Genomic DNA, 21,999 nt, shown 5'->3' on the forward strand with positions numbered 1-21,999 from the left:
CTGGTCGAGGCCGTCGCTACTCGCGCGTAGGCCGGGGGAGGACTGGTTGGGCCCCGCCCGGCGGCGCCCATTAGGCTGACCGCGTGACAGAGCAGACATTGATTCTGATCAAACCGGACGGTGTGGCCCGCGGCTACGTCGGTGAAGTACTGAGCCGGATCGAGCGCAAGGGTCTCACCATCGCGGCCCTGGAGCTCAAGCAGGTCACCGAGGAAGTGGCCGCCGCTCACTACGCCGAGCACGCGGAGAAGCCGTTCTACCGTTCGCTGATCGAGTTCATCACCTCGGGTCCGGTCGTCGCTGCCGTCCTGGAGGGCCCGCGTGCCATCGCCGCCTTCCGGCAGCTGGCCGGCGGCACCGATCCGGTAGAGAAGGCCGCGCCCGGCAGTATCCGCGGTGACCTGGGCCTCGAGACCCAGTACAACCTGGTCCACGGATCGGACTCGCCCGAGTCGGCCAAGCGCGAAATCGCGCTCTGGTTCCCCGAATTCCCCCTCTGATCACGGTCCGGTGCCGGGCCGACCGGCCCCGTGCGAGTGCCCCGCCCGGCGCCACGGCGAACACCTGGCGCACGGTATGGGATACTGGTACTCGGTTGCGCTCCACAGCGGGCACGACCGGATGACACACTGCGGAACGATGCCGCCATCGCTGCCGCGGACGTACAGCCGGATTTGTGGGCTGCGTCTGCCCGGCGCGCTGGACGAGCGCTCGGACCGCGGAGTTCAGCCATATGCCAGGCGCCGCGTGGCCAGTTAGCCCGACCGACGTTCGATAGTGGAGATAACCGGGCACGCGGGGCGAGACCATGGACCTCGCGCCAACCGCGCGAGGCGGACGGAAAGCGTCCCCGCGACGGCCGCGTCACTCGTAGAGGAACGCGCCCGGGGGCCCGAGGAGACTTCGTGGCCGATCAAGAGCCGCTGGACACAACATCACAGGACGACGATCACTTGCCGGAGCGAATCCGAGTACATGCCCTGGCCAAACGACTGGGCGTGACCAGTAAACGCATCCTGGCCAAACTCAGCGAACTCGGGACCGAGGCCCGTAGCCCGCAATCGAGCGTGGATCGGGCCGTCGCGGAGTCGGTGCGCGAATCACTGACCGCTCCGCCCGCACTCGCTCCGGCCGAGCCCGCGCTGTTCGAGCCCGCCGGTGCCTCGGCGGGCCCGGTCGGCGCGGGGGACGCCGCGGCGCCGCCGGCAACCGACGACACTGCCGCCCAGGAGCCGCAACCGGCCGCCACGCAGCCGGGCGCCGGGTCCGGGCAAATCCCTGGCATCGGCGCGGAACCGGTGTCGGCCGGTGCCGAGCAGGCCCCGGAACCAGCGGTCGAAGCCGAACCGGCGGACGCCGCGCCCGTCGCCGAGGCCGGCTCGTCCGTCGACGCGACCGTGGTGGCGGCGTCGGCCGAGATCTCCCGAACCGCGGATACCGCCGCCGCGAGTGGCGCCCCGGCCGCCCCGGCGACTCCGCCACCCGCCTTCACGGCGGCGGTGAATCTGTTCGCGAGCCCGGTGCCCGACGAGCCCGCCTCGACCGAGCCGATCGTGTTCGAATCCGCGGTCGTCGCGGCCCCGCTGTTCCTCTCCCCGGACGCCGCGGCGACCGAACAGCTGCGTCGCCGCCGCAAGCCCGAACCGGAACCCGAGCCCGATTCCGGCGCCGAGTCCGATTCGGATGCCGAGAGCGGAGCCGAATCCGAGGACCAATCCGAGCAGGGCGACTCCGACGATCAGCCGCGGCGGCGTCGTCGCGGCCGGCGTGGGCGTGGGCGCGGCCGGGGCGAGCAGGCCACCGATTCCGAGGACACCGACTCCGAGGGGGATGCGGACGCCGACGCCGAACAGGCTACCGACACCGACGACAAGACCGACGAAGCCGGCGAGACCGACGAGTCCGGGACCGACGAGTCCGGCGATGCGGGCGAGGACTCGGAGAGCGGGTCCAGCCGCCGTCGCCGGCGCCGCCGGCGGCGCAAGGTCGCCGGCGAATCCGGCGACAGCGAACCGGCCGACGACGATCCGCCCAATACGGTCGTGCACGAGCGGGAGCCGCGTAACAAGACCCGGACCCGCGCCACCGTCGACGAAGTGCAGGGCATCACCGGCTCCACCCGACTCGAGGCCAAACGGCAGCGTCGGCGCGACGGCCGCGAGGCCGGTCGCCGCCGTCCGCCGATCCTCACCGAATCGGAGTTCCTGGCCCGGCGCGAGGCCGTGGACCGGGTGATGGTTGTGCGGGAAAAGGAGTTCCCCGGCCATCCATCCGCCACCCAGGTAGCCGTGCTCGAGGACAATATCCTGGTCGAGCATTTCGTCACCAGCACCGGATCGGCGTCCATGGTGGGCAATGTCTACCTGGGCAAGGTGCAGAACGTGCTGCCCAGCATGGAGGCCGCGTTCGTCGATATCGGCCGGGGCCGCAACGGCGTGCTCTACGCGGGCGAGGTCAACTGGGAGGCCGCCGGGCTCGGCGGTAAGGAACGCAAGATCGAGCAGGCGCTCAAACCCGGCGACCAGGTGCTGGTCCAGGTCAGCAAGGACCCGGTCGGTCACAAGGGCGCCCGGCTGACCACCCAGATCAGCCTGGCCGGTCGCTTCCTGGTGTATGTGCCCGGTGGTACCTCCACCGGTATCAGCCGTAAACTGCCCGATACCGAGCGCAAACGGCTCAAGGAGATCCTGCGCGAGATCGTCCCGGCCGACGCGGGCGTCATCATCCGGACTGCCTCGGAGGGGGTCAGCGAGGCCGAACTCACCCGTGATGTGGAACGTCTGCAAAAGGCCTGGCGCAAGATCACCGCGGCCGCCGAGAACGAGTCGGGTGCGCCGAAGACCCTCTACGAGGAGCCGGATCTCCTCGTCAAGGTCGTGCGCGATCTGTTCAACGAGGACTTCTCGCGACTGGTGATCGAGGGCGAACGCTCCTGGAACACCGTCGAGAACTACATCGGCACCGTCGCACCCGATCTGCTCCCACGGGTTTCCCGGCACAAGAACAACGGCGTGGACGTCTTCGAGACGTACCGCATCGACGAGCAGCTGGCCAAGGCTCTCGACCGCAAGGTGTGGCTGCCCTCGGGCGGCACCCTGGTGATCGACCGCACCGAGGCGATGACGGTGGTCGACGTCAACACCGGCAAGTTCACCGGCTCCGGTGGCGGCAACCTCGAGGAGACGGTCACCCGGAACAATCTCGAGGCGGCCGAGGAGATCGTGCGGCAGATGCGGCTGCGCGATATCGGCGGCATGATCGTGGTCGACTTCATCGATATGGTCCTCGAGTCCAACCGTGACCTGGTGCTGCGCCGGCTCACCGAGGCGCTGGGCCGGGACCGGACCCGGCATCAGGTCTCCGAGGTGACCTCGCTGGGCCTGGTCCAGATGACCCGTAAGAAGCTCGGTACCGGATTGGTGGAGGCGTTCTCCACCACCTGCGAGCACTGCCACGGTCGCGGGATCCTGGTGCACAGCTACCCGGTGGATCCGTCGGGCTCCGACGAGAGCGGCGCCGGCCGGGGCCGGGAGTCCGGATCGCGACGCCGTCGCAACCGGGACAAGGGCGCCGCGGCGCCCACGGCGCCGCAGCCGTCCATCCCCGAGGTGTCGGAAGAGGACGCCGCGGCCAAGCGGGCGCACCCCGTGGCACTGGCCATGGCCACCCACCATCCGGAGACAGAGCAGGCCGAGCCCGTTCCCGGGGCAGAACAGGCCGCGGAGCCCGCCGCCATGAGCGAACCGGGCGGTTCCGCTACGGCACCGGCAGCGGTCGGGGCCGGTAAGGCCGGTGCGGCCGAACCGCGGCGCCGTCGTACCCGGGTCCGCCGGTCGGCCGGTGCCGCCGGTACCCCGGCGGAGACTCCGGCCGCGGAAGCGAACAGTAGCGGTACGCCCACCGACTCCGGGGCCGCCGAGCCTGATGTCTCCGAACCGGCTGCCGTCGGAGCAACGGCCACCGAGCCGGTCGCGTCCGAAGCCACTCCGGTGGAAGCGGTCGCTACCGAACCGGGCGCGGTCGAGGACAGCGAAGCTGCCGCCCCGGAGCCGGAGGAAATCCCGGTCGGCGCCGACACCGCGGAGGTTCCCGCCGCGTCGTCCACCCCCGGCGCGGGCCGCAACGGTACGGCCGCTTCGGCGAACGGTACCGCTCATCCGGCGGAGCCGGCCGCCGCTCCGGCGACGGAGACGGTGGCGGCTCCCGGGCCGGCCGCCGCGGCAGATCACACCGGAGACGGTGGGACCGAAACCCGCAGCCGTCGGCGCCGGGTCGCCCGGTCGACCGCCGCACCGGCCGCCGACAGCGCGGGCGCGGTCTTCGTCCTGTCGGCCACCGAGCAGCCCGACGCGCCGGTGACCGATTTCACGGCCGATCCGCCGGAGGTCGAGGTCCCGGTGCGCCGGACGCGCCGCCGGGCCGCGGGTCGTCCGTCCGGGCCACCGGTCGACGAACAGCACTGAATCATCGCGCCGGGTGCCCGGCCCGCGGAATGCGGGCCGGGCACCCGGCGCGTCGGTATCGCCGAGCAGCCGTACCCGGAGGTCGGAGGTCCGCGTCAGACCGCGTCCGGTACTCCGGCGGGTGCGCCGGGGCTCGACGCGGGGACCGGTTTGGTCGCATGTACCGGCATCCTGTAATCTTGGCAGTCGCTGCCCGGCGACAGCATGTGCTGTTCCGTGGCCGGTTCCCGATACCGAGAGCCACCAGTGGCCGAGGCGGCGGATTACCAGACCAGTCGTGCGGTGGACCCCGGTGCGAAACCGAGGTACTACCGTGTGAACGAGTGCCGAGCACTATAGGAAGAAGGGCAGCCGACCGATGGCAACGTACGCGATCGTCAAGACCGGCGGAAAGCAGTACAAGGTCGCGGTCGGTGACCTGGTGAAGGTCGAGAAGATCGAGGGTGCGCCGGGCACCTCTGTGGCACTGTCGCCGGTGCTCGTCGTCGATGGCGCCGAGCTCACCACCGCCGCCGACGCGCTCGCGAAGGTTTCGGTCTCGGCCGAGGTGGTCGAGCAGACCAAGGGCCCGAAGATTCGCATCCACAAGTTCAAGAACAAGACCGGCTACCACAAGCGCCAGGGACACCGTCAGCCGCTGACGGTCCTGAAGGTCACCGGCATCAAGTAACCACCCCGCAGGGCCGCGCAGGCCCGCGCTGAAGGAGTATCAGCAATGGCACATAAGAAGGGCGCATCCAGCTCCCGGAACGGCCGCGATTCCAATGCCAAGCGGCTCGGCGTGAAGCGTTTCGGCGGGCAGACGGTGAAGGCCGGCGAAATCCTGGTGCGGCAGCGTGGCACCCACTTCCACCCCGGCGTCAATGTCGGCCGTGGCGGGGACGACACCCTGTTCGCGCTCGAGGCGGGCGCCGTCGAGTTCGGTAGCAAGCGGGGTCGCAAGACCGTCAACATCGTGGTCCCGGAGCCGGTCGAAGCCTGACCGGCTGACGACTCCACCACAGCGAGCGGGTCAGGGTGATAAACCCTCGGCCCGCTTTTCGCGTTTCCACCCCCGGCGCCGCGCGGGCCGGACCCGGCATCGTTTCCGGCGCTGTGCCTTCCCGATCCCGGGACGCACTCTCGAACGCAGCGTCCATCCCACCCCCGAACGCAGCGTCCATCCCACCCCCGAACCCCTGAGGAGGATGATCCGGCCATGGCCAAGTTCATCGACCGTGTCGTTCTTCATGTCCGTGCCGGCAAAGGCGGGCACGGCTGCGCGTCGGTACACCGGGAGAAGTTCAAACCGCTGGGCGGACCCGACGGCGGTAACGGGGGCAACGGCGGAGATGTGATCCTCGAGGTGGACGCCAATGTGCACACCCTGCTGGACTTCCACTTCCATCCGCACGCCAAGGCCGGTAACGGCAAACCGGGCGAGGGCGGCAACCGGGACGGGAAGAAGGGCGGGGAACTGCTGCTGAAGGTCCCCGACGGAACCGTTGTGTTGGACGCCGACGGGGAGGTCCTGATGGACCTGGTCGGGGCCGGTAACCGGTTCGTCGTCGCCAAAGGTGGCCGGGGCGGTCTGGGAAATGCCGCCCTGGTGTCCCGGGCCCGGAAGGCACCCGGTTTCGCGTTGCTCGGTGAAGAGGGCGAGGCCCACGATGTGGTCCTCGAACTCAAATCCGTCGCCGATGTGGGGCTGGTCGGGTTTCCGTCCGCGGGGAAGTCGTCGCTGGTCTCGGTGCTGTCCGCCGCCAAACCGAAGATCGCCGACTATCCCTTCACCACATTGGTGCCGAACCTCGGCGTCGTGAACGCGGGCGATACGACATTCACGATCGCCGACGTCCCGGGACTGATTCCCGGCGCCAGTGAGGGCCGCGGCCTCGGCCTGGACTTCCTCCGGCATCTGGAACGTTGCGCGGTGCTGGCCCATGTGGTCGACCTGGCGACGCTGGAACCCGGCCGCGACCCCCTCTCCGATATCGACGCCCTCGAAGCCGAACTCGCCGCCTACAAACCCGCCCTGCGCGGTGATGTGGGCCTCGGCGACCTCGCCGACCGGCCGCGGGTGGTGATCCTGAACAAGGCCGATGTGCCCGAGGCGGACGACCTCGCCGATCTGGTCACACCCGAACTGCGCGAGCGGGGCTGGCCGGTGTTCCGGATCTCGGCGGTCGCCCATTCCGGACTGCGGCAGCTGACCTTCGCACTCGCCGAATTGGTGCAGGCCTACCGCGACGCACATCCCCCGGCCGCACCGAAGCGGCCGGTGATCCGCCCGGTCCCGGTGGACGATTCCGGGTTCACGGTGCGCGCCGACCCGGAGGAGCCGGGCGGGTTCATCGTGCGCGGGGTCCGGCCCGAACGCTGGGTGCGCCAGACCCAGTTCGACAACGACGAGGCCGTCGGATATCTCGCCGACCGCCTGGCGCGGCTCGGTGTGGAGGACGAACTGGTGCGGCTGGGCGCGGAGCCGGGCGCGCCGGTGACCATCGGCGAGGTGACCTTCGAGTGGGAGCCGCTGATCGCTGCGGGTACCGATATGGTCCCGACCGGCCGCGGTACCGATATCCGGCTCGAACAGACCGATCGGGTCAGTGCGGCCGAACGTAAACACGCGTCGCGGGTGCGGCGCGGTCTGGTCGAAGAGGAAAGCGAGGAGTAGGCGGGTGAACCAGGGCAACCACGGAGCAGGGGCACGGCCGTGACCCAGGTCTCCGCAGAACTGAGTGACGCCCGGCGCGCGATCGCCGGGGCCCGTCGGGTGGTGGTGAAGATCGGCTCGTCCGCGCTCACCAGCCTGACCGGTGGACTCGATATCGCCCGGCTGGACCGGCTCGCCGATGCCATCGAGGCCCGAATGCGGGCCGGTTCCGATGTGGTGGTCGTATCGTCCGGCGCGATCGGGGCGGGGCTGGCCCCGCTCGGCTTGGCCAGGCGGCCCCAGGACCTCGCGACCAAACAGGCCGCGGCCAGCGTCGGTCAGCTCGCGCTGGTCCATGCCTGGGGCACCTCGTTCGCCCGCTACGACCGCACCGTCGGTCAGATCCTGCTCAGTGCCGACGATTTCGCCCGCCGGGAACATCACCGCAATGCGCAGCGCACCCTGGACCGGCTGCGTTCGCTGGGCGCGGTGGCGGTGGTGAACGAGAACGATACCGTCGCCACCGAGGAGATCCGGTTCGGCGACAACGACCGGCTGGCGGCGCTGGTGGCTCATCTGGTGGGTGCCGACGCGTTGTTCCTGCTCTCCGACGTGGCCGGGCTCTACGACGGTGATCCGCGCAAGGGCGATGCGAATTTCATCGGTGAGGTGCGCACCAGCGCCGATCTCGACGGTGTGATCGCCGGGAGCGGCGGCGTGCTCGGCACCGGCGGGATGGCTTCGAAACTGTCGGCCGCCCGGCTGGCCGCGGACGCCGGCGTCCCGGTCCTGCTGGCCGCGGCCGCCGAAGCCGCCGAAGCGCTCGGGACCGGCACGGTCGGTACCGCTTTCGCCGCCCGCCCGGTGCGGTTGTCGGCGCGCCGGTTCTGGGTCCGGCACGCCGCCGACAGCCGGGGCGCGATCCTCATCGATTCCGGGGCGGTCGAGGCCGTGGCCAATGCCCGGCGTTCGCTGCTCGCCGCCGGAATCATCGGCGTCCGCGGTCGTTTCCACGGCGGTGATGTGGTGGATCTCGTGGGCCCGGATCGCACGGTCGTGGCGCGGGGAGTCGTGGAATACGACGCCGCCGAACTCGCGACGGTGCTGGGCCGATCGACCCGGGAGCTGCCGGACGGTATGCAGCGTCCGGTGATCCACGCCGACGACCTGGTGCGCGTCTGACCCGCCGGAACGGCTTCGCCGGTGCGGGTCCGGCCGCCGGGTCAGGCGATACGGCCCAGATGGTCGGCGGTGCGGGTGGTTTCCGGGAGCCGGTAGCGCGGGGCAAGCCGCAGCACCAGCGCGCAGGCGGAGTCGAGGGTGAAGCGATGCCCGACCGAGACGAACAGTGGTTTGACTCCGGGTCGGGTGCGCAGGGCGCGGCCGACGACCTCCCCGTCCACGGTGACCGGGCCGGAATCACCGCGGTCCGGGCCGGGCTCGTGGTATTCGCCGGAGGCCTTCTTCGCGACACCGACACTCGGCAGGTCGGTGAGTACACCCAGATGCGCGGCGAGACCGAAGCGGCGGGGATGGGCCGGCCCGTGACCGTCGCAGACGAGCACATCGGGCTCGATGCGCAGGGCTTCGAGCGCGCGGGTGAGCGGGGGGATCTCCCGGAACGCGAAAAGACCCGAGATATAGGGGAACTCGATACGTTCCCGGACGACGGACCGGTCCACCACGGTCAGCGAATCCACATCCAGCACGGTGACCACGCCTATCGCGATATCGGGATCGCGGTAGGCGACATCCAGTCCGGCGGCCCGCCGGACCGGGCCGTGCTCGTCGAGCACCCGCACCCGGTCGCGCAAGCGCTGCTGCACGGCGACGGCCTCGTCCGCGCTGACCGCCCATTCGTGCATCTGCCGGACCCGTACCATGCCGGCAGCCTATCCGGCCTCGGGGACCACCGCGTAGGTACGCAACCGTTCGGCGGCCCGTTCGTCGGCGAGCTCGGCGCGCAGGTCGGGGTTCTCGTGGTAGAAGCGGATCAGCCAGTATGTGGCCGCCGACCCGATCGAGAGTTTCTCCGCGTGGATACATTTCGTGACCCGGCGACCGGGTTTGCGGCCGGGGCGGGATATGCGGATGGTGCCCTTGGAGTTGTTGCGCGACACCACCTCGAGCTGTTCGATCGAAGTCCAGCTCACCATGTTCGCGATCGAGGTCTTGGTGGGCAACACGATATGCATCGGCGTGAGCACCAGCCGTCGGATCTCCGGACGTCGCGCGTACACACAGAGATAGAGCAGCACCAGCCCGGCAGCGGTGAGAGCCACCCACGGGGGAATCGGCGGGTGCGGGTTCAGGGTGAGCGTGCCGGTCCAGGTGCCGATACCGAAGATCGCGCACAGGGTCGCCAGGCCGAGGAAACAGACCACCAAGGCGACCTCGTAACCGAGGGACCGGCGGATCACCAGCGTGTCCTGCTCATTGGCGAATCGCGCGCCTTCGATCCGGATTCGCGAACGGCCCCGTGAGGTCGCCGAGAGCATCGGCAGGTAGGAGGCGACCCAGGCGGCGGCCGCGATATGGAACGCCGGCTGCAACGGTTGCCCGGAGTCCAGCGCGAGCGCGGCCTGGGCCAGCAGGAAAGTGGCGAGTACGGCTACCAGGAACACCGCCGGATAGGTCCAGCCGTTCAGGTTGCCCCACAGCTCCCGTGGGGGCGGGAAATAGTCCCGGTCCGGAACAGGTCGCGGATCGGCCACCGCGTCCGGCCCCGCAACGGCGTTCGGCTTCGCGGGGGATACGGTGTGCGGCTGGCTTGTCATCGGTACTACCTGTACTTCAGATTCGATCGGGCGCCTGCGATGATATCGGCAATCGAAGGGCAACTCCGCCTCGCGCACCGTGTCGTCTGTGCGTCACCGCTCGGCTCGGCCCCGGACCCGCCCTCGCGTCTCCGTCCCGGCCGGTGCTCGTGGCGTATCGCGCCGCGAGTACCGGCCGGGAGATGTTCGCGTGGTTCAGGCTGCGACGGAGACCGGGGTGAGCGTCCGCGGCGGCCGGAACCGGTCGATCAGCGTCACGACGATCAGCGAGACCACACCCCAGACGGTGAAGGTGGCGAGGTGGGTGCCCACGATCGGCATCGAAGTACGGGACCGAGCGCGCCGATTCGACCGCCGCGGGCATCGGGAGAACGTCGCGCGGTATCCGGAACAGCTGGGGTTCCAGGTAGATCGATATCGCTCCGTGGGAGGCCCGTACGCCGAGGAACATCAGCGCCGCGGGAACTAACCGTCGGCTCCGTATCGGGTTCGTCGGCCGGGCCGAGTGGTGACGGCAGGGCGCCGATAGCGGACGACCGGCACACCGCCGTCGATCGCGATCGTGGCGTCCACACCGTAGACGTCGCGCACGAGTCGTTCGGTGAGGGTTTCGGTGGGGCTGCCGTGCGCGGCGACCCGGCCCCGGTCCAGGATCAGCAGATAGTCGCAGAACATCGCGGCGAGATTGAGATCGTGCAGGGCCACCACGGTGGTGAGAGGCAACCGCGTGACGAGATCGAGGATATCGAGCTGATGGGCGATATCGAGGTGATTCGTCGGCTCGTCGAGCAGTAGTTCACCGGGCTCCTGGGCCAGCGCCCGGGCGATCTGGGTGCGTTGCCGTTCACCACCCGAGAGGGTGTTCCAGTAGCGGTGTGCGTGGCCGGCGAGCCCGGTATCGCGCAGGGCCCGGTCGATCGCCGCTTCCTCATCGCCGTCCTGGCCGAACACGTCGCGGTGCGGAATACGCCCGAGCCGCACCACATCTCGCACGGTGATATCGACCTCGGTGTGCGCGTGCTGCCCGACCATCGCGATCCGGCGGGCCAGCGGGCGGCGGCCGAGGCGGTGCAGGGGGGTTCCGTCCAGGGTGATGCTGCCGCGATCGGGCCGGGAAACACCGGCCAGTAGGCGTAGCAGCGACGATTTACCGGAACCGTTGGGTCCCAGCAGCCCCACTGTCTGCCCGGGTTCCGGGTGGACGGTCACCGCGTCGACAACGAGGTTGCCGCCGCGGGTCCAGGACAGGTCCTGTGCGTGCAGTGTCACCGTGCGCTCCGCGGAGGCGAGGTCCGGTATTCGACTGTCCGGCCGGTCACGGCGCGCTCCGGGTGCGGAACAGCAGCAGGGCGAAGGCGGGCACGCCGATGAGGGCCGTGACGACGCCGACCGGTACCTCCTGCGGCGCGAATACGGTCCGGGCGAGCGCGTCGACCCAGACCAGCAGGATCGCGCCCAGGACCGCGGTCACCGGGATCAACCGGCTGTGCCGGGGCCCGACGAGGAACCGCGCGGCGTGCGGTAGCACCAGGCCGATGAAACCGATCGCCCCGGCCGCGCTGACCAGGACCGCCGTGATCAGTGCGGTGATCACGAGCAGGATCGGCCGGGTCCGGCCGACCGCGACGCCCAGGGTCGCGGCGGTCGACGAGCCGAAGGTGAACGCGTCCAGCGCGGAGGCATACCACCCGCATAATACCAGCCCGGCGGCGCAGACGGCCGCGGTCGTGCCCACATCGGTCCAGCCGGCGCCCGCCAGCGAACCCAGCAGCCAGAACAGGATGCCGCGGGTCCGTTCGGCATCGGCCGAGGACAGAACGATGAACGAGGTGAGCGCGGAGAACAGCTGGGTTCCGGCGACCCCGGCCAGCACCACCTTCGCGGTGCCACCCCCGGCTCCCGCGGCCAGCACCAGCACCAGCCCGAACGAGACGAGTGCGCCGAGGAAAGCGCCGGTGGACAACGAGATCAGGCCGCCACCCACACCGAGGACCGCCACCAGTACCGCACCCGTCGAGGCGCCGGAGGAGATCCCGAGCACGAACGGATCGGCGAGCGGATTACGCAACAGCGACTGCATGACGACTCCGCATACCGCCAGACCTGCCCCGCAGATCGCGGCCAGCAGGGTCCGGGGCAGCCGCAACTGCCAGACGATGCCTTCGCGGATAGGCGAGACGGCCGCGGTACCGGCACCGAGTTTCTCGAACAGCACGGCGTAGACCTCGCCGACCGACAGCTCGGCCGGACCGATCGTGATGGTGAAGGCCATCGAGACGACCAGCACGACCACCCCGGACACCACCAGCGCCACCGTCGCGGGAGCGCGGGCGAGCCGGACCGTGGTGCTCGGTGCCGCCGACCTCACGAACCGTAACCCCACCGCGCCAGGGCGTCGGCGACCTTCTCGATCCCGTCGACCGTCCGGATCGAGGGGTTCAGATCGGCGCCATTGACCACGATGTAGCGCCGCTCGCGGACCGCGGTCAGCTTCGCCGTCACCGGATTCGATTCCAAGAACGCGATCTTGCTGTCCAGTGCGTCCCCGGCGAGGCTGCGCCGGCTCAGGTCGGCCAGGACCAGGGCGGTCGGGTCGCGGTCGAGGACGGTTTCCCAGCTGACCTGCGGCCATTCGTCGGTGGTGTCGTCGAATACGTTCTTCGCGCCGACCGCGTCGGTGATGATCCCGGACGAACCGCAACAGCCCGCCACGTACGGCGTGGCGGTATCGGCGAACCAGTAGGCCAGCGAGACCCGATCCGCCGCGATCCGACCGGACGCGGCAGCGTAGCGGTCGCGGAGGTCGGTGACCAGCCGCTCACCCCGGTCCGGGATATCGAAGATCGCGGCCAGGTCGCGGATCTCCCGGTACACCGAATCCATGGTCAGCGGTGCGGTACGGGCGCCGTCGGCATTGACGCTGATATCGGTTTTGTCGGCGCAATCGGTCGGTGAGAGGTAGGTGGGTACGCCCAGCTCGGTGAACTGCTGCCGGTCGGCCACGCCACCGGGACCGAGGGTGCCGCCGAAGGAGGCGGCGACGAAATCCGGTTCCTTGTCCAGGACCACTTCGAAGGAGGGGCGATTGTCGGCCAGCCGCGGCACGCGCGTGTTGTCGGCGGCCAGGTTCTCTCGGACCGGATCGGTCCAGGTGGCGGTGCCGACCATCCGATCGGCCAGACCGAGCGACAGCAGGATTTCCGCCGACCCCTGATTGAGCGCGACCGCCCGCTGCGGCGGTGCCGCCACGGTGACCTCGACGCCGCAGTTCTCGATTGTCAGCGGATAGCCGGCGGTGGACCCGGCGGCCGGACCGCCCGAATCGGGTGTACCGGCACATGCGGTCATCAGGAGGGTGGATACCACGGCGGTGACCGCCAGGGAAATGGACCGCGTCACGGCGTGGACTCCTTGCGTCTGGGCCTGTGCGCGAGGCCGGGAACCGAGCTCGGCGGATGAGTGATCGGACTTCACCCGCGGGTGTCACCGTTGCGCGCCAGTCCCGGATTTCCACCGGGTTCCCTCATCACGTCGTGACCGCAGAGCGGCCATCGCCCATGCTATCCGACAGGGAACTGGACGTTCGACCGGTTCGAACCGGCCGCGGGCGAATGCGACGGCGATTTTCTGCCAGCGTGCACGCTATGCCCTCACTGATGCTCATAGGGCACGAACGGAAATCACGAAAGGAACGAACATGTCGGAGAAGATCGTGGTGGTCACCGGAGCGACCCGCGGGCTCGGACGCGCCACCGCGACGGCATTCGCCCGCGCGGGTTACCGGGTGATCGTCACCGGGCGCCGCGCGCCGGCGGTGAACGCCGTGGTGGACGAACTGCGGTCGGCGGGGTCGGCGGCCGAGGGCGAAATCCTCGACGTGTGCTCAGCGGACAGCGCGCGGTGCCTGCGTGATTCCCTCGGCGAACGGTACGACCACATCGATGTGCTGGTGAACAATGCCGGCATCCTGCCCGAGGCCACCGCCACCGGCACGGTGAACTTCGCCCACCCCGGCGCGTTCACCGAGACTTTGATGACCAACACCTTCGGCCCCGCCAATGTGATCGAAGCGCTGCTGCCGCTGGTGCGCCGCGCACCGGCCGGGCGGATCGTCAACATCTCCAGCGAGATGGGCTCGCTCACCGAGCAGCGGAACCCGGAGTCGGCGTACTACTCGATGGTGGTCCCGGGCTACCAGGCGTCGAAGGCGGCACTGAACAGCATCACGGTAGGCCTGGCGAAATCGCTCGCCGATACCGCCGTCCGGGTGATCTCGGTATGCCCCGGTTTCGTCGCGACCGAACTGGCGCCCGCGGCGGCCGACGCGCCGACGACGCCGGAACAGGCCGCCCAGGTCGTCCTCGCGGCGGCGGAATCGCCGCAGGTGTGCACCGACGGCTCCTTCGTCGGTGCACAGGGGGCCATCGCCTGGTAGGAGGTGCCGGTCGCCGCCGATCCGCCGCTCCGGTTCCGGGCCCGCGTACGTGCCGCCCCGATCCGGGGCCCCGGTGTGGCGCGGACCGTTCAGCGCTGTGCGCGGCCGGTGACCGCGGCGGCGGCCGTGATTCCCGCGGCGGCATACCGCACGAAGGCCGCGGTCTCGTCGCGATACCGGGTCCAGTCGTCCACCGCCACACCGAGATAGCCGTCCCGCGCGCGGTGCAGCAGCGCGGCGTGCGGGGCCGGCGCCCGGGCGGCGATGCGCTGGGCGGCTTCGGCTTTGGAGACCACCTCCCCGGTCTCCGCGGTGACCCACATCCGGGCCAGCGTCAGGACGGTATTGCGCTCGTCACCGTCCACGCCCGCGATCAATGTGGGCAGGCTCGCCGTGATCGCGCGAACCAGATCCTCCGGCGGTACCGGATCCAGTAACCGATCGGCGGGCGGTCCGGCCAACGCCACGGACGAATCGCGAACCACACCGAGCAGTATCGCCAGATCCGGGTCGGGCGCCGGCGGCGGGACCGCGCCGTGCTCGAACTCCGTCCGCAACCATTCGCCGTACACGAACTCGCCGCGCGGCGGGAAGCGCCACGGTACGACGGCGTCGCGGGCCACCACGGTCAGTTCCACCGGTCTGGCCCCGCCTGTGCGTGGCCACCGTCCCGACTGCCGGAGCAGTCCCTCGGACAGACGCGTACGCAGGTCGTCGTCGAGGGCGACGGCGGTGACCGCCAGGAAATCGAGGTCGCTGTCGTACTGCAGACCGCTGGTCACCGCCGACCCGTACAGGTACAGGCCGAGTAGATCGGCGCCGAACAGATCGGTGACGAATCGCGTGATCGGCCCGGTGTCCGCGGCGAGACCGGTAGGTGGTGTGGGCACGGATCCACGATAGGCGGCGAGGTGCCGACAGCGGCCGGGCACGAGCGGGGCCGGGATGTATCACGCCGAAGACAGCGCCCGCGGTTCGGTTGCGGGTTCCCCTGAAAGGCCTCGTCGCAGTGGGCGAACTCGTGCGAAGGGAGGATCGGAGAATAGGGGTTGTCACGGAGGCGCCGGGCCCGGCAGGTGGTCTAGGTTCGAGTGGGGCTCCGGGTCGGGGTGGGTCGTCGAACAAATCGGAACAGCGAGGTCGTGGTATGGGTGCGGTTCGGACGGTCACCGGTGCTGGGCGAGAGCTGTCCGAACCCGAGAACCCGCGGCCGGTGCGCTGGTCGTGGCCCGCGCGGGTGGCGTTCCGGTTCGGCGTCGTCTACAGCGTGATCTTCTGCGTGATGATCGGGCAGATCCTGTTCGTCTTCACCGGGTTCACCCACCAGTTCCTGCCCGATACCGCACCGATGTGGCCACTGCTGGCGGTGGAGTCGGTGCTGAACTGGGTGGGACGGACGGTATTCGGCATCGACGTGCAGTTGCACCGGGACTCCGGCAGTGGCGACCAGGCGATCATCTGGGTGATGGTGTTCACCGCGCTGGTGGTGGCGGCCCTGGCGGCGACGCTGTGGTCGGTGCTCGACCGGCGGCGCCTCGCGTATCCGCGGGCTGGCGCGTGGTTCCTGATGCTCCTGCGGTGGTGCGTCGCCGGGCAGATGCTGTTCTACGGCATCGCCAAAGCGGTGCCGACCCAGATGCCGCCGCCCCCGTTCTCGGCGCTCGTCCAGCCCTACGGCCAGCTCACTCCGATGGCGGTGCTGTGGTTGCAGGTGGGTAGCGCGCCGGTGTACGAAATCCTGCTCGGGGTGGCGGAACTGCTCGGTGGTCTGCTGTTGCTGGTACCGCGCACGGCCACCCTCGGCGCGATGCTGAGTGTGGTGAGCATGGCGCAGGTGTTCGTGCTGAACATGACCTTCGATGTGCCGGTCAAGATCGTGTCGTTCCATCTGCTGGTCTTCTCGCTGCTCCTGCTCCTCCCACAGGCCCGCCGTTTCGCGGACTTCTTCCTGCTCGCCCGCCGTGCCGACCCCGCCGTGCAACCGCCGTTGTGCACCAGTCGGCGGGGCACGCGGATCGTGGGGTTCGCCGAGGCGGCGGTCGGCATCTGGCTGGTCGTCGGAGTGGCGGTACTCGGCTGGTCGAGCTGGCGGGATTACGGCGGCGGTGCGCCGAAGCCCGAGCTGTACGGGCTGTGGGAGGTCACCGAGTTCCGGATGGACGGCCGGCCGGTACCCCCGCTGCTCACCGACCCGGACCGCTGGCAGCGGCTGGTGATCGAGACCGAGGGTGCGGTGTCGTGGCAGCGGATGGACGGGGCATTGGTGACGGTGCCCGCCCAGGTCGACGCGACCGCGCACACCCTCACGGTCGCCGCCCCGGTCGGCGCCGATCCGGCGGGCATGCCGACCGCCGACTTCGCCTATACCCGTCCGGAACCCGGCGTCCTGCGCTTGGCCGGAGAACTGGACGGACGGCCGGTGACCGTCGAGCTACGAGCGGTGGATCCCGGTGCCTTCCCGCTGAACGGCCCGCGGTTCCACTGGGTGCAGGATTATCCCGCCCGGTAGGGCACAGCGGCGCCGCCTCAAGATCGGGGTGGAATGACCCCGGGCTGATCCGGGGCGCGCTGTCCGGGTACCGGCCCCGTGATACCGGGCTGACCGGCCGGATCCGAGAGCGGCGCCGCGGTCGGACCCGGTGGCGCGGGCGACTCCGGCTCGGCCGGATTCGCGGGAGCGGGCGGTTGTTCGGCGGCGGGCGGTGCCGGTGTGGTATCTCCGGGAGGGGGCTCCGCGGGGGGCGCCGAGCCGTCGGTCGGCTCCGGAACCTCGCGGGCCGGTGGCCGCGGGGGTCCGCCGTCGTTTCCGGGGGACGGCGCGGGGTCACCGTCCGGTGCCGCGGGGCCGTCCGGCGCGGAATCCGCCTCCGGCGTAGGACTTCCCGGCGCGGGAGGCGTCGGGGCCGAGTCGCTCTGTGGCGCCGGTTGATCGGCGGCGCCCCCGGACTCGGTGGCCTCGCCGCCGGGTGCGGTGGAATCCCCCACGGCCGGGGCCGAGTCCGCGCCGACCGCCGAATCGATCCGGTCGCGGGGTGCCGGCGGCGGACCGAGCGGGGGCAGCGGACCCGGGGCGGCCGGCGGTTCGGGCAGCGCGGGCACCGCGGTACCCGCCGCCAGATAGGCGGGTTTGTAGACCATATTCATGGTGAGGATCGCTTCTTGGCGCAGCACCTCCTGCACCATCTGCGCGTCGATCACCTTGGCCGCCTCCAGCAGCCGGGCCAGCGCGCCGACCGGGCCGGAATCACCGGGCGGAACCACCGCGATCTTCACCGCTTCCGCGGCCGCGGCCACCGCACCCAGGCGCAACCCCACCTGACCGAGCACACCGGCCAGTTCCTCCACCGAATCGGCGAAACCGCGGGTGCTGGCGAAGGCGGCGTCGGCGGCCTCCCCGTCCCATTCCATCGCGTTCATCACCCGGTCCGCGCCGGCGCGGGTCAGCGGCAGCGAGGTCTGCAAGGTGGTGGCGGCGTGCACCCAGGTGCCGGACATCCGCAGGATCTCACCGGCATCGATCTGCTGGGTGGCCCGATAGATGTCCTCATGGCGCATGGCTTCGAAATGCTCCATGGCGCTGATGTAATCGGGATCGGTCCCTGTCATGAGGCCTCCTTCGAAGCGAGTACACGCGGTCCGCGGAGGCCGGAGCCGCGGCGGAGGTATCGCATCATCGATCGAGCCTCGCTTCGAGGGCGCGTACCGCGGCGGCGTTCGCGGCGTCGGCCTCGTCGTAGAGCCCGCCGCTGACCAGGAACGCTTCCTTCATCCGATAGGCTGCTTCGATGTAGTGATCGAGCAGGGCGGCGGCGGCGCGAGCCTTGTGCCCGAACCCGGCCTGGAGCTGCTGGGCCGAGATCAGGCCGCCGAAACCATGCGGATCCGAGGCGTCTTCCAGGCGCTGTCGCAAGTAGATGAGCCGATCGGCCTGACGGTCGTAGAGTTCCGCGCAGCGGCGTGCCGCCTCCGGATCGAATTTGACCGTTCCCGCATGGGCTGCCTGGCGGAACCGGACGATCTCGGCGCGGCTTTCTTCGATCTTCATGACTGGCGTCCCCTCCGTCGGTCAGGCCCAGCGTAGCCGGAAGCGGTCGCCCGGGGCAGCCGGTCCGGTGCGATATCGGCTCAGCCGGGTATCCGCTTCTGGAGATGCGCGGCCAGTTGTTCGGGGGAGGCGGGCACCATGTGCACGTTCTCCTCGGTCTTGAGCAGATAGCGGCCGTCGTTCTCGACGTCGAGCCAGGTGTAGTGCAGTGGCGGCGGCGGATTCGGCCGGTCCAGATGGGGTTCGATCCGGATGTGGCCGTCGGCGGTATGTGGGGCGCACAGCAGTTTCCGGATCAGCGGTGCGGCGCGTTCTTCCTGGATGACGGTTTCGGTATCGCGGACCGCCGCGGCCGAGGCGGTGCGTGCCGGGTAGCGACCGGCGGGTGCTTTGGGCAGTAGGGCCGCCAGCCGGGCGCCGAGTTTCGTCCTGTGCCCGATCGAGAGCTGGACCGGTCCACCGAATTCGCGGGTGCGTCCGGGTGCCTGGACCGCCAGGACCGCGCGGTCGTAGACGACGCAGCCCAGTACACGCAGTTCCCGGCCCGGTTCGGGCGTGCCGCCGATGGCGATCACCCGAGTCTGCGGTATGGCGAGAATGCGCAGGCAGGCGTCGAGATCGGGGTCGGGTGGGAACCGCTGGGCGAGTTCGGCGCGCAGGAGCCGGGCGTCGCGTTCGGTGCGCGGCGATTCGAGTACCCGCAGCGGATAGGGGATCCGGTCCAGGTCGGCGCGCCGCCATACATGCGCGAACTCGTCGGGGGTCAGGCTCCAACTCACGCGGAATCACATCCTCACCGAAACCTGCGCGGGCCCTCTCAGACTATCGGTTGTTCCGGGCTGCCCCGACCCCGGTTCGGCCGGGACCGTGACCCCGCGGCCGGACACAAAACCCGAATACCCGGTGGACGAGGTCGTTCTCGGGTTTACTCGTCGGCACGGACGACGATGTCCTGTTGTGGCAGATCGGGTTGGAGGTCGGTTCTTGCGGGTGCTCGGGACGGACGACACCGAGACTGAGATCGTGGCGCGGCGTGGTGCGGCCCGCCGGCCCTACCTGCCGGGGGTACGACTACCGGGATGTGCGGCGGCCGGCGCCGCGGGCGCTTTCCGCCGTGGGAGCGGGCGATGGCGGGGGTGATCCGGGGCGCGGGCGAACCGGTGCCGCCCGGTGAACCGCGGATCTGGGACGGTGCCACCACCGCCGAGACCTTCCCCGGGGCCACCGCGCCGCTGACCTTCACCCTCGCCGCCGGAATCCACGGGCGGGTGTGCCGCGAATACGCGCGTTCGCTCGGTGTCCCGGCCGACCAGCTGGCGCAGTTGGACGCGTGGACGCCCTATCTGCTGGGTAGTTTCCACGGGCGGGTCTATCTCGATCTGCCGCACTGGTATCGGCTGGCGGCGATCGGGCCCGGCCACCGGTTGAATCGCCGCGGGCTGGAGGCGGCGCTGGGCGCGGCCGACCCGTTGCTCGAGGAGATCGCGGAAACCCTGCGACCCTTCACCTTCGAGTCGCGGGTGCGCCGGATCCGATCGCGGATCCGGACAACCGGGGCCTTCGTCCACTGGGCATTGCGGATGGAATCGATGATGCGGGAGTTCCGCACCGAGTTCGACCGCGTCTGTGACCGTTACGAGGCGATGGACTACGTGCACGGCGAGCACGCCTACGCGGAGTACCGGCGCCTGGACCGGGAGCTGATTCTGCTGTGGGGCCCGGTGACGGTGCTGGACGCCCTCGCGCTGATCCTCACCGGCGCCGTGGCCGCGCTGACGGACGCCTATCTGCCGGAGGCACCCGCGTCGTTCCGGTACATGGCACTGCGGCCGCCCGTGGACACCGGATCACCCGGCGCACCCGAGACCCCGGTCGCCGGGGAGCCGGTCGTGACCGGAGCGGACCCGGTGGCCTATCTCGACCGGACCCTGGGCGGTCCGCGCCGATGGCTCTACGACCTGGTGCGGGTGCGGGCGGCGCGTTGTACCGCGCACCGGGAGACCATCCGGTCGAGCCGGGCCCGGGCGGCGGGTCTCATCGCGGCCATGATCCGGGTGATGGCCCGCGACCTCGCCGGACGCGCGCTTCTCGACGATTCCGCCGATATCCGGTATCTCACCGCCGGCGAACTGCGCGACTGCTACGACCGGGTGTCGATACCGGATCTGCGGGCCCGGATCGCGGCACGAAAGGCGGCCCACGTCAGCGGCGAGCTCTCGGCTCCGGTACGTTTCAGTACCGAAGGACCGAATTTCTCGGATAGTGAACTGGCGGAACAGGGTTGGGCGCCGCGCGCCCGGATCGCGGCCGCTCGCGAAGGTGATGTGCTCACCGGGACGGCGTCCGCCGCGGGTGTGGCCGAAGGGACCGCGGTGGTGGCGGACCGATCGGGCGCCCCCGCCCCCGGGGTGCTGGTCACCGAGGATGCCGATCCGCACTGGGTGGCGGCCCTGCCATCGGCGTCGGCCCTGGTGATCGAACACGGTGGCCCGATCACCGTGGTAGCGACCGTCGCCCGGGCACTCGGTGTGCCCACGGTGGTACGGGTGCCGGGATGTACCGCGAAACTGCGGACCGGTATGCGCCTGCGGGTGGACGGATCCGCGGGCACGGTGACGGTGTTGTCCGGGGTGGGCCGGAGATGAGGTGGAACAGATGACCGATCCGCAGACCGCGCGACCTGCCGCGCCGCCACCACCGGACCCGCTGGCGGCGCTGCTGGCGGCGCTCACCCCGGCCGAGGACAAGGCCGGCGCCTACCGCAGCGACACCTATGTGCTCGAATGCGTAGATCAGCTGCGGGGGCTGCGGATAGACCCCGCCGCGTTCGCGTCCCGCCATTCGCTGCTGCTGCTGACGCCCGGCGCCATCGTCTCCCGGGCGGTGGAGCCCACGTTGAAATGGCTGTCCGATAACGGCTTCCGGGTGGTCGACGCGGCCGCCGTGCCGTTGAACCGGCATCTGGTGCGCGCCCTGTGGCGCTACAACTGGAATACCGCTTCGCCGGAGCGGCGCCGGCTCACCGATCTGCTGGCCGGAATATCCGAAGCGCTGCTGTTGGTCGTCACCGGACCCGACGGGGAGTTCCCGGCCCCGGTGCGGCTGGCCGAAGGCGCCGGTCCCGACGATCCGACGCTGCGGCGCCCGGGACAGCTGCGCTATCTGCTCGGACAGCGCGGCACGATGCTCGATCCCGTGCACACTCCGGAAGACCCCGCCGATGTGGTGCGGGAACTGGCCGTCTTCTTCCCCGAGACCCGCCGGGCCGAGGTGATCTCCCGGGCCTACACCGGCGCCGACAGCGCCGAGACCGCCCGGACCCTCGCCGACGCCCTCTACGCCCGAACACCGTGCCGTTCCTTCGACACGACCGTCGCGCTCGATCGCATCCTGCGTGATCTCGATCGGGTGGGCGCTGCCGCGCCGGCGGATTTCGACGCCGGATCCCCCGACGCCTGCGCCGCGCTGCTGACCCGGGCTCTGGGGTCCGGACTGGATATCGACCCGTGGTCGGCGATCGTCCTGGGTGCCGAGGTGCTGCCGATGCGGGCCGGTACCGGGCCACGGACCCTGCGCCCGGTGACCGCGGCCGACTGGCGGACCGGCGCGCGCTGATCCCCCGGCGCGCGCCGACGAGCGTGTCA

At 70.3% G+C, this 21,999-nt stretch carries 20 protein-coding genes and 1 riboswitch; of the genes, 10 read left to right on the forward strand and 10 right to left on the reverse strand.

Features of this window, described 5'->3' with window-relative positions:
- The first annotated feature begins 83 nt into the window (after positions 1–83).
- The 6 genes from ndk to proB all read left to right on the forward strand — a co-directional run bounded on the left by ndk (position 84) and on the right by proB (position 8,280).
- Positions 84–500 (forward strand): nucleoside-diphosphate kinase, encoded by a 417-nt coding sequence (gene ndk, locus ACQPYS_RS06075; protein ID WP_063038027.1) that lies wholly within the window; start codon positions 84–86, stop codon positions 498–500.
- Positions 501–905: 405 nt separating this feature from the next.
- A complete protein-coding gene (locus ACQPYS_RS06080) occupies positions 906–4,463 on the forward strand; it encodes a translation initiation factor IF-2 N-terminal domain-containing protein (RefSeq protein WP_433491928.1) in 3,558 nt (1,185 codons plus the stop codon).
- Positions 4,464–4,821: 358 nt separating this feature from the next.
- Positions 4,822–5,133: a 50S ribosomal protein L21 gene (rplU, locus tag ACQPYS_RS06085; protein ID WP_030523233.1), complete on the forward strand. Its 312-nt coding sequence runs from the start codon at positions 4,822–4,824 to the stop codon at positions 5,131–5,133.
- Between the two features lie 45 nt (positions 5,134–5,178).
- Entirely contained in the window at positions 5,179–5,445 is a 267-nt protein-coding gene (gene rpmA, locus ACQPYS_RS06090; protein WP_063037944.1) for a 50S ribosomal protein L27, read from the forward strand.
- A 216-nt stretch (positions 5,446–5,661) separates the two neighbouring features.
- The gene (gene obgE / locus ACQPYS_RS06095) at positions 5,662–7,119 is read left to right on the forward strand and encodes a GTPase ObgE (RefSeq protein WP_063037942.1); all 1,458 of its coding nucleotides are present in this window, start codon (positions 5,662–5,664) and stop codon (positions 7,117–7,119) included.
- 60 nt (positions 7,120–7,179) lie between these two features.
- Positions 7,180–8,280, forward strand: a complete 1,101-nt coding sequence (gene proB / locus ACQPYS_RS06100; RefSeq protein WP_433492979.1) for a glutamate 5-kinase — start codon at positions 7,180–7,182, stop codon at positions 8,278–8,280.
- A 41-nt stretch (positions 8,281–8,321) separates the two neighbouring features.
- On the opposite strand, the gene ACQPYS_RS06105 is transcribed toward proB, so the two are convergent.
- The 6 genes from ACQPYS_RS06105 to ACQPYS_RS06130 all read right to left on the reverse strand — a co-directional run bounded on the left by ACQPYS_RS06105 (position 8,322) and on the right by ACQPYS_RS06130 (position 13,223).
- On the reverse strand, positions 8,322–8,981 hold the full coding sequence (locus ACQPYS_RS06105; RefSeq protein WP_433491929.1) for an endonuclease V: 660 nt from the start codon (positions 8,979–8,981) through the stop codon (positions 8,322–8,324).
- Positions 8,982–8,990: 9 nt separating this feature from the next.
- Positions 8,991–9,875: a hypothetical protein gene (locus ACQPYS_RS06110; RefSeq protein WP_433491930.1), complete on the reverse strand. Its 885-nt coding sequence runs from the start codon at positions 9,873–9,875 to the stop codon at positions 8,991–8,993.
- A 195-nt stretch (positions 9,876–10,070) separates the two neighbouring features.
- Positions 10,071–10,196, reverse strand: coding sequence for a hypothetical protein (locus tag ACQPYS_RS06115; RefSeq protein WP_433491931.1), 126 nt, complete (start codon positions 10,194–10,196; stop codon positions 10,071–10,073).
- 144 nt (positions 10,197–10,340) lie between these two features.
- Complete coding sequence (locus ACQPYS_RS06120; RefSeq protein WP_063037931.1) at positions 10,341–11,144, reverse strand: ABC transporter ATP-binding protein; 804 nt, start codon at positions 11,142–11,144, stop codon at positions 10,341–10,343.
- Between the two features lie 46 nt (positions 11,145–11,190).
- Positions 11,191–12,243 carry a FecCD family ABC transporter permease gene (locus tag ACQPYS_RS06125; RefSeq protein ID WP_433491932.1) on the reverse strand — a complete coding sequence of 351 codons (1,053 nt, stop codon included), beginning with the start codon at positions 12,241–12,243 and terminating at the stop codon, positions 11,191–11,193.
- Entirely contained in the window at positions 12,240–13,223 is a 984-nt protein-coding gene (locus tag ACQPYS_RS06130; RefSeq protein ID WP_433492980.1) for an ABC transporter substrate-binding protein, read from the reverse strand. Before ACQPYS_RS06130 ends, ACQPYS_RS06125 begins: the two co-directional genes overlap by 4 nt.
- 69 nt (positions 13,224–13,292) lie before the next feature.
- Positions 13,293–13,443: riboswitch (cobalamin riboswitch) on the reverse strand.
- 129 nt (positions 13,444–13,572) lie between these two features.
- Between ACQPYS_RS06130 and ACQPYS_RS06135 the strand changes: the two genes are divergently transcribed.
- Positions 13,573–14,310 carry an SDR family NAD(P)-dependent oxidoreductase gene (locus ACQPYS_RS06135; RefSeq protein ID WP_063037929.1) on the forward strand — a complete coding sequence of 246 codons (738 nt, stop codon included), beginning with the start codon at positions 13,573–13,575 and terminating at the stop codon, positions 14,308–14,310.
- A gap of 89 nt (positions 14,311–14,399) precedes the next feature.
- Here ACQPYS_RS06135 and ACQPYS_RS06140 read toward each other — a convergent pair whose 3' ends face one another.
- Positions 14,400–15,200: an aminoglycoside adenylyltransferase family protein gene (locus tag ACQPYS_RS06140; RefSeq protein WP_433491933.1), complete on the reverse strand. Its 801-nt coding sequence runs from the start codon at positions 15,198–15,200 to the stop codon at positions 14,400–14,402.
- A gap of 257 nt (positions 15,201–15,457) precedes the next feature.
- Here ACQPYS_RS06140 and ACQPYS_RS06145 point away from each other — a divergent pair, with 257 nt between their 5' ends.
- Entirely contained in the window at positions 15,458–16,819 is a 1,362-nt protein-coding gene (locus ACQPYS_RS06145) for a DoxX family protein (RefSeq protein ID WP_433491934.1), read from the forward strand.
- Positions 16,820–16,836: 17 nt separating this feature from the next.
- On the opposite strand, the gene ACQPYS_RS06150 is transcribed toward ACQPYS_RS06145, so the two are convergent.
- From ACQPYS_RS06150 to ACQPYS_RS06160, 3 genes are all read right to left on the reverse strand, one after another.
- Positions 16,837–17,916 (reverse strand): hypothetical protein, encoded by a 1,080-nt coding sequence (locus tag ACQPYS_RS06150; protein WP_433491935.1) that lies wholly within the window; start codon positions 17,914–17,916, stop codon positions 16,837–16,839.
- Positions 17,917–17,980: 64 nt separating this feature from the next.
- The gene (locus tag ACQPYS_RS06155; RefSeq protein WP_063037921.1) at positions 17,981–18,355 is read right to left on the reverse strand and encodes a hypothetical protein; all 375 of its coding nucleotides are present in this window, start codon (positions 18,353–18,355) and stop codon (positions 17,981–17,983) included.
- Between the two features lie 80 nt (positions 18,356–18,435).
- Positions 18,436–19,134 carry an ESX secretion-associated protein EspG gene (locus ACQPYS_RS06160; RefSeq protein WP_433491936.1) on the reverse strand — a complete coding sequence of 233 codons (699 nt, stop codon included), beginning with the start codon at positions 19,132–19,134 and terminating at the stop codon, positions 18,436–18,438.
- 348 nt (positions 19,135–19,482) lie between these two features.
- Here ACQPYS_RS06160 and ACQPYS_RS06165 point away from each other — a divergent pair, with 348 nt between their 5' ends.
- Together ACQPYS_RS06165 and ACQPYS_RS06170 are read left to right on the forward strand one after the other, a co-directional pair.
- Positions 19,483–21,000, forward strand: a complete 1,518-nt coding sequence (locus ACQPYS_RS06165) for a PEP-utilizing enzyme (protein ID WP_433491937.1) — start codon at positions 19,483–19,485, stop codon at positions 20,998–21,000.
- A 10-nt stretch (positions 21,001–21,010) separates the two neighbouring features.
- Positions 21,011–21,970 (forward strand): nucleoside-diphosphate kinase, encoded by a 960-nt coding sequence (locus ACQPYS_RS06170; protein ID WP_433491938.1) that lies wholly within the window; start codon positions 21,011–21,013, stop codon positions 21,968–21,970.
- The last annotated feature ends 29 nt before the right edge of the window (positions 21,971–21,999 follow it).

This window comes from Nocardia grenadensis (assembly GCF_050942415.1).
Classification (GTDB): Bacteria; Actinomycetota; Actinomycetes; order Mycobacteriales; family Mycobacteriaceae; genus Nocardia; species Nocardia grenadensis.

What these genes read in the sequence shown, in the direction of transcription:
- rplU (WP_030523233.1), top strand. Translation starts at nt 4,822, where the DNA reads ATGGCAACGTACGCGATCGTCAAGACCGGCGGAAAGCAGTACAAGGTC.
- rpmA (WP_063037944.1), top strand. Translation starts at nt 5,179, where the DNA reads ATGGCACATAAGAAGGGCGCATCCAGCTCCCGGAACGGCCGCGATTCC.
- obgE (WP_063037942.1), top strand. Translation starts at nt 5,662, where the DNA reads ATGGCCAAGTTCATCGACCGTGTCGTTCTTCATGTCCGTGCCGGCAAA.
- ACQPYS_RS06105 (WP_433491929.1), bottom strand. Translation starts at nt 8,981, where the DNA reads ATGGTACGGGTCCGGCAGATGCACGAATGGGCGGTCAGCGCGGACGAG.
- ACQPYS_RS06110 (WP_433491930.1), bottom strand. Translation starts at nt 9,875, where the DNA reads ATGACAAGCCAGCCGCACACCGTATCCCCCGCGAAGCCGAACGCCGTT.
- ACQPYS_RS06115 (WP_433491931.1), bottom strand. Translation starts at nt 10,196, where the DNA reads ATGCCGATCGTGGGCACCCACCTCGCCACCTTCACCGTCTGGGGTGTG.
- ACQPYS_RS06130 (WP_433492980.1), bottom strand. Translation starts at nt 13,223, where the DNA reads ATGACCGCATGTGCCGGTACACCCGATTCGGGCGGTCCGGCCGCCGGG.
- ACQPYS_RS06135 (WP_063037929.1), top strand. Translation starts at nt 13,573, where the DNA reads ATGTCGGAGAAGATCGTGGTGGTCACCGGAGCGACCCGCGGGCTCGGA.
- ACQPYS_RS06145 (WP_433491934.1), top strand. Translation starts at nt 15,458, where the DNA reads ATGGGTGCGGTTCGGACGGTCACCGGTGCTGGGCGAGAGCTGTCCGAA.
- ACQPYS_RS06150 (WP_433491935.1), bottom strand. Translation starts at nt 17,916, where the DNA reads ATGACAGGGACCGATCCCGATTACATCAGCGCCATGGAGCATTTCGAA.
- ACQPYS_RS06155 (WP_063037921.1), bottom strand. Translation starts at nt 18,355, where the DNA reads ATGAAGATCGAAGAAAGCCGCGCCGAGATCGTCCGGTTCCGCCAGGCA.
- ACQPYS_RS06165 (WP_433491937.1), top strand. Translation starts at nt 19,483, where the DNA reads ATGGCGGGGGTGATCCGGGGCGCGGGCGAACCGGTGCCGCCCGGTGAA.
- ACQPYS_RS06170 (WP_433491938.1), top strand. Translation starts at nt 21,011, where the DNA reads ATGACCGATCCGCAGACCGCGCGACCTGCCGCGCCGCCACCACCGGAC.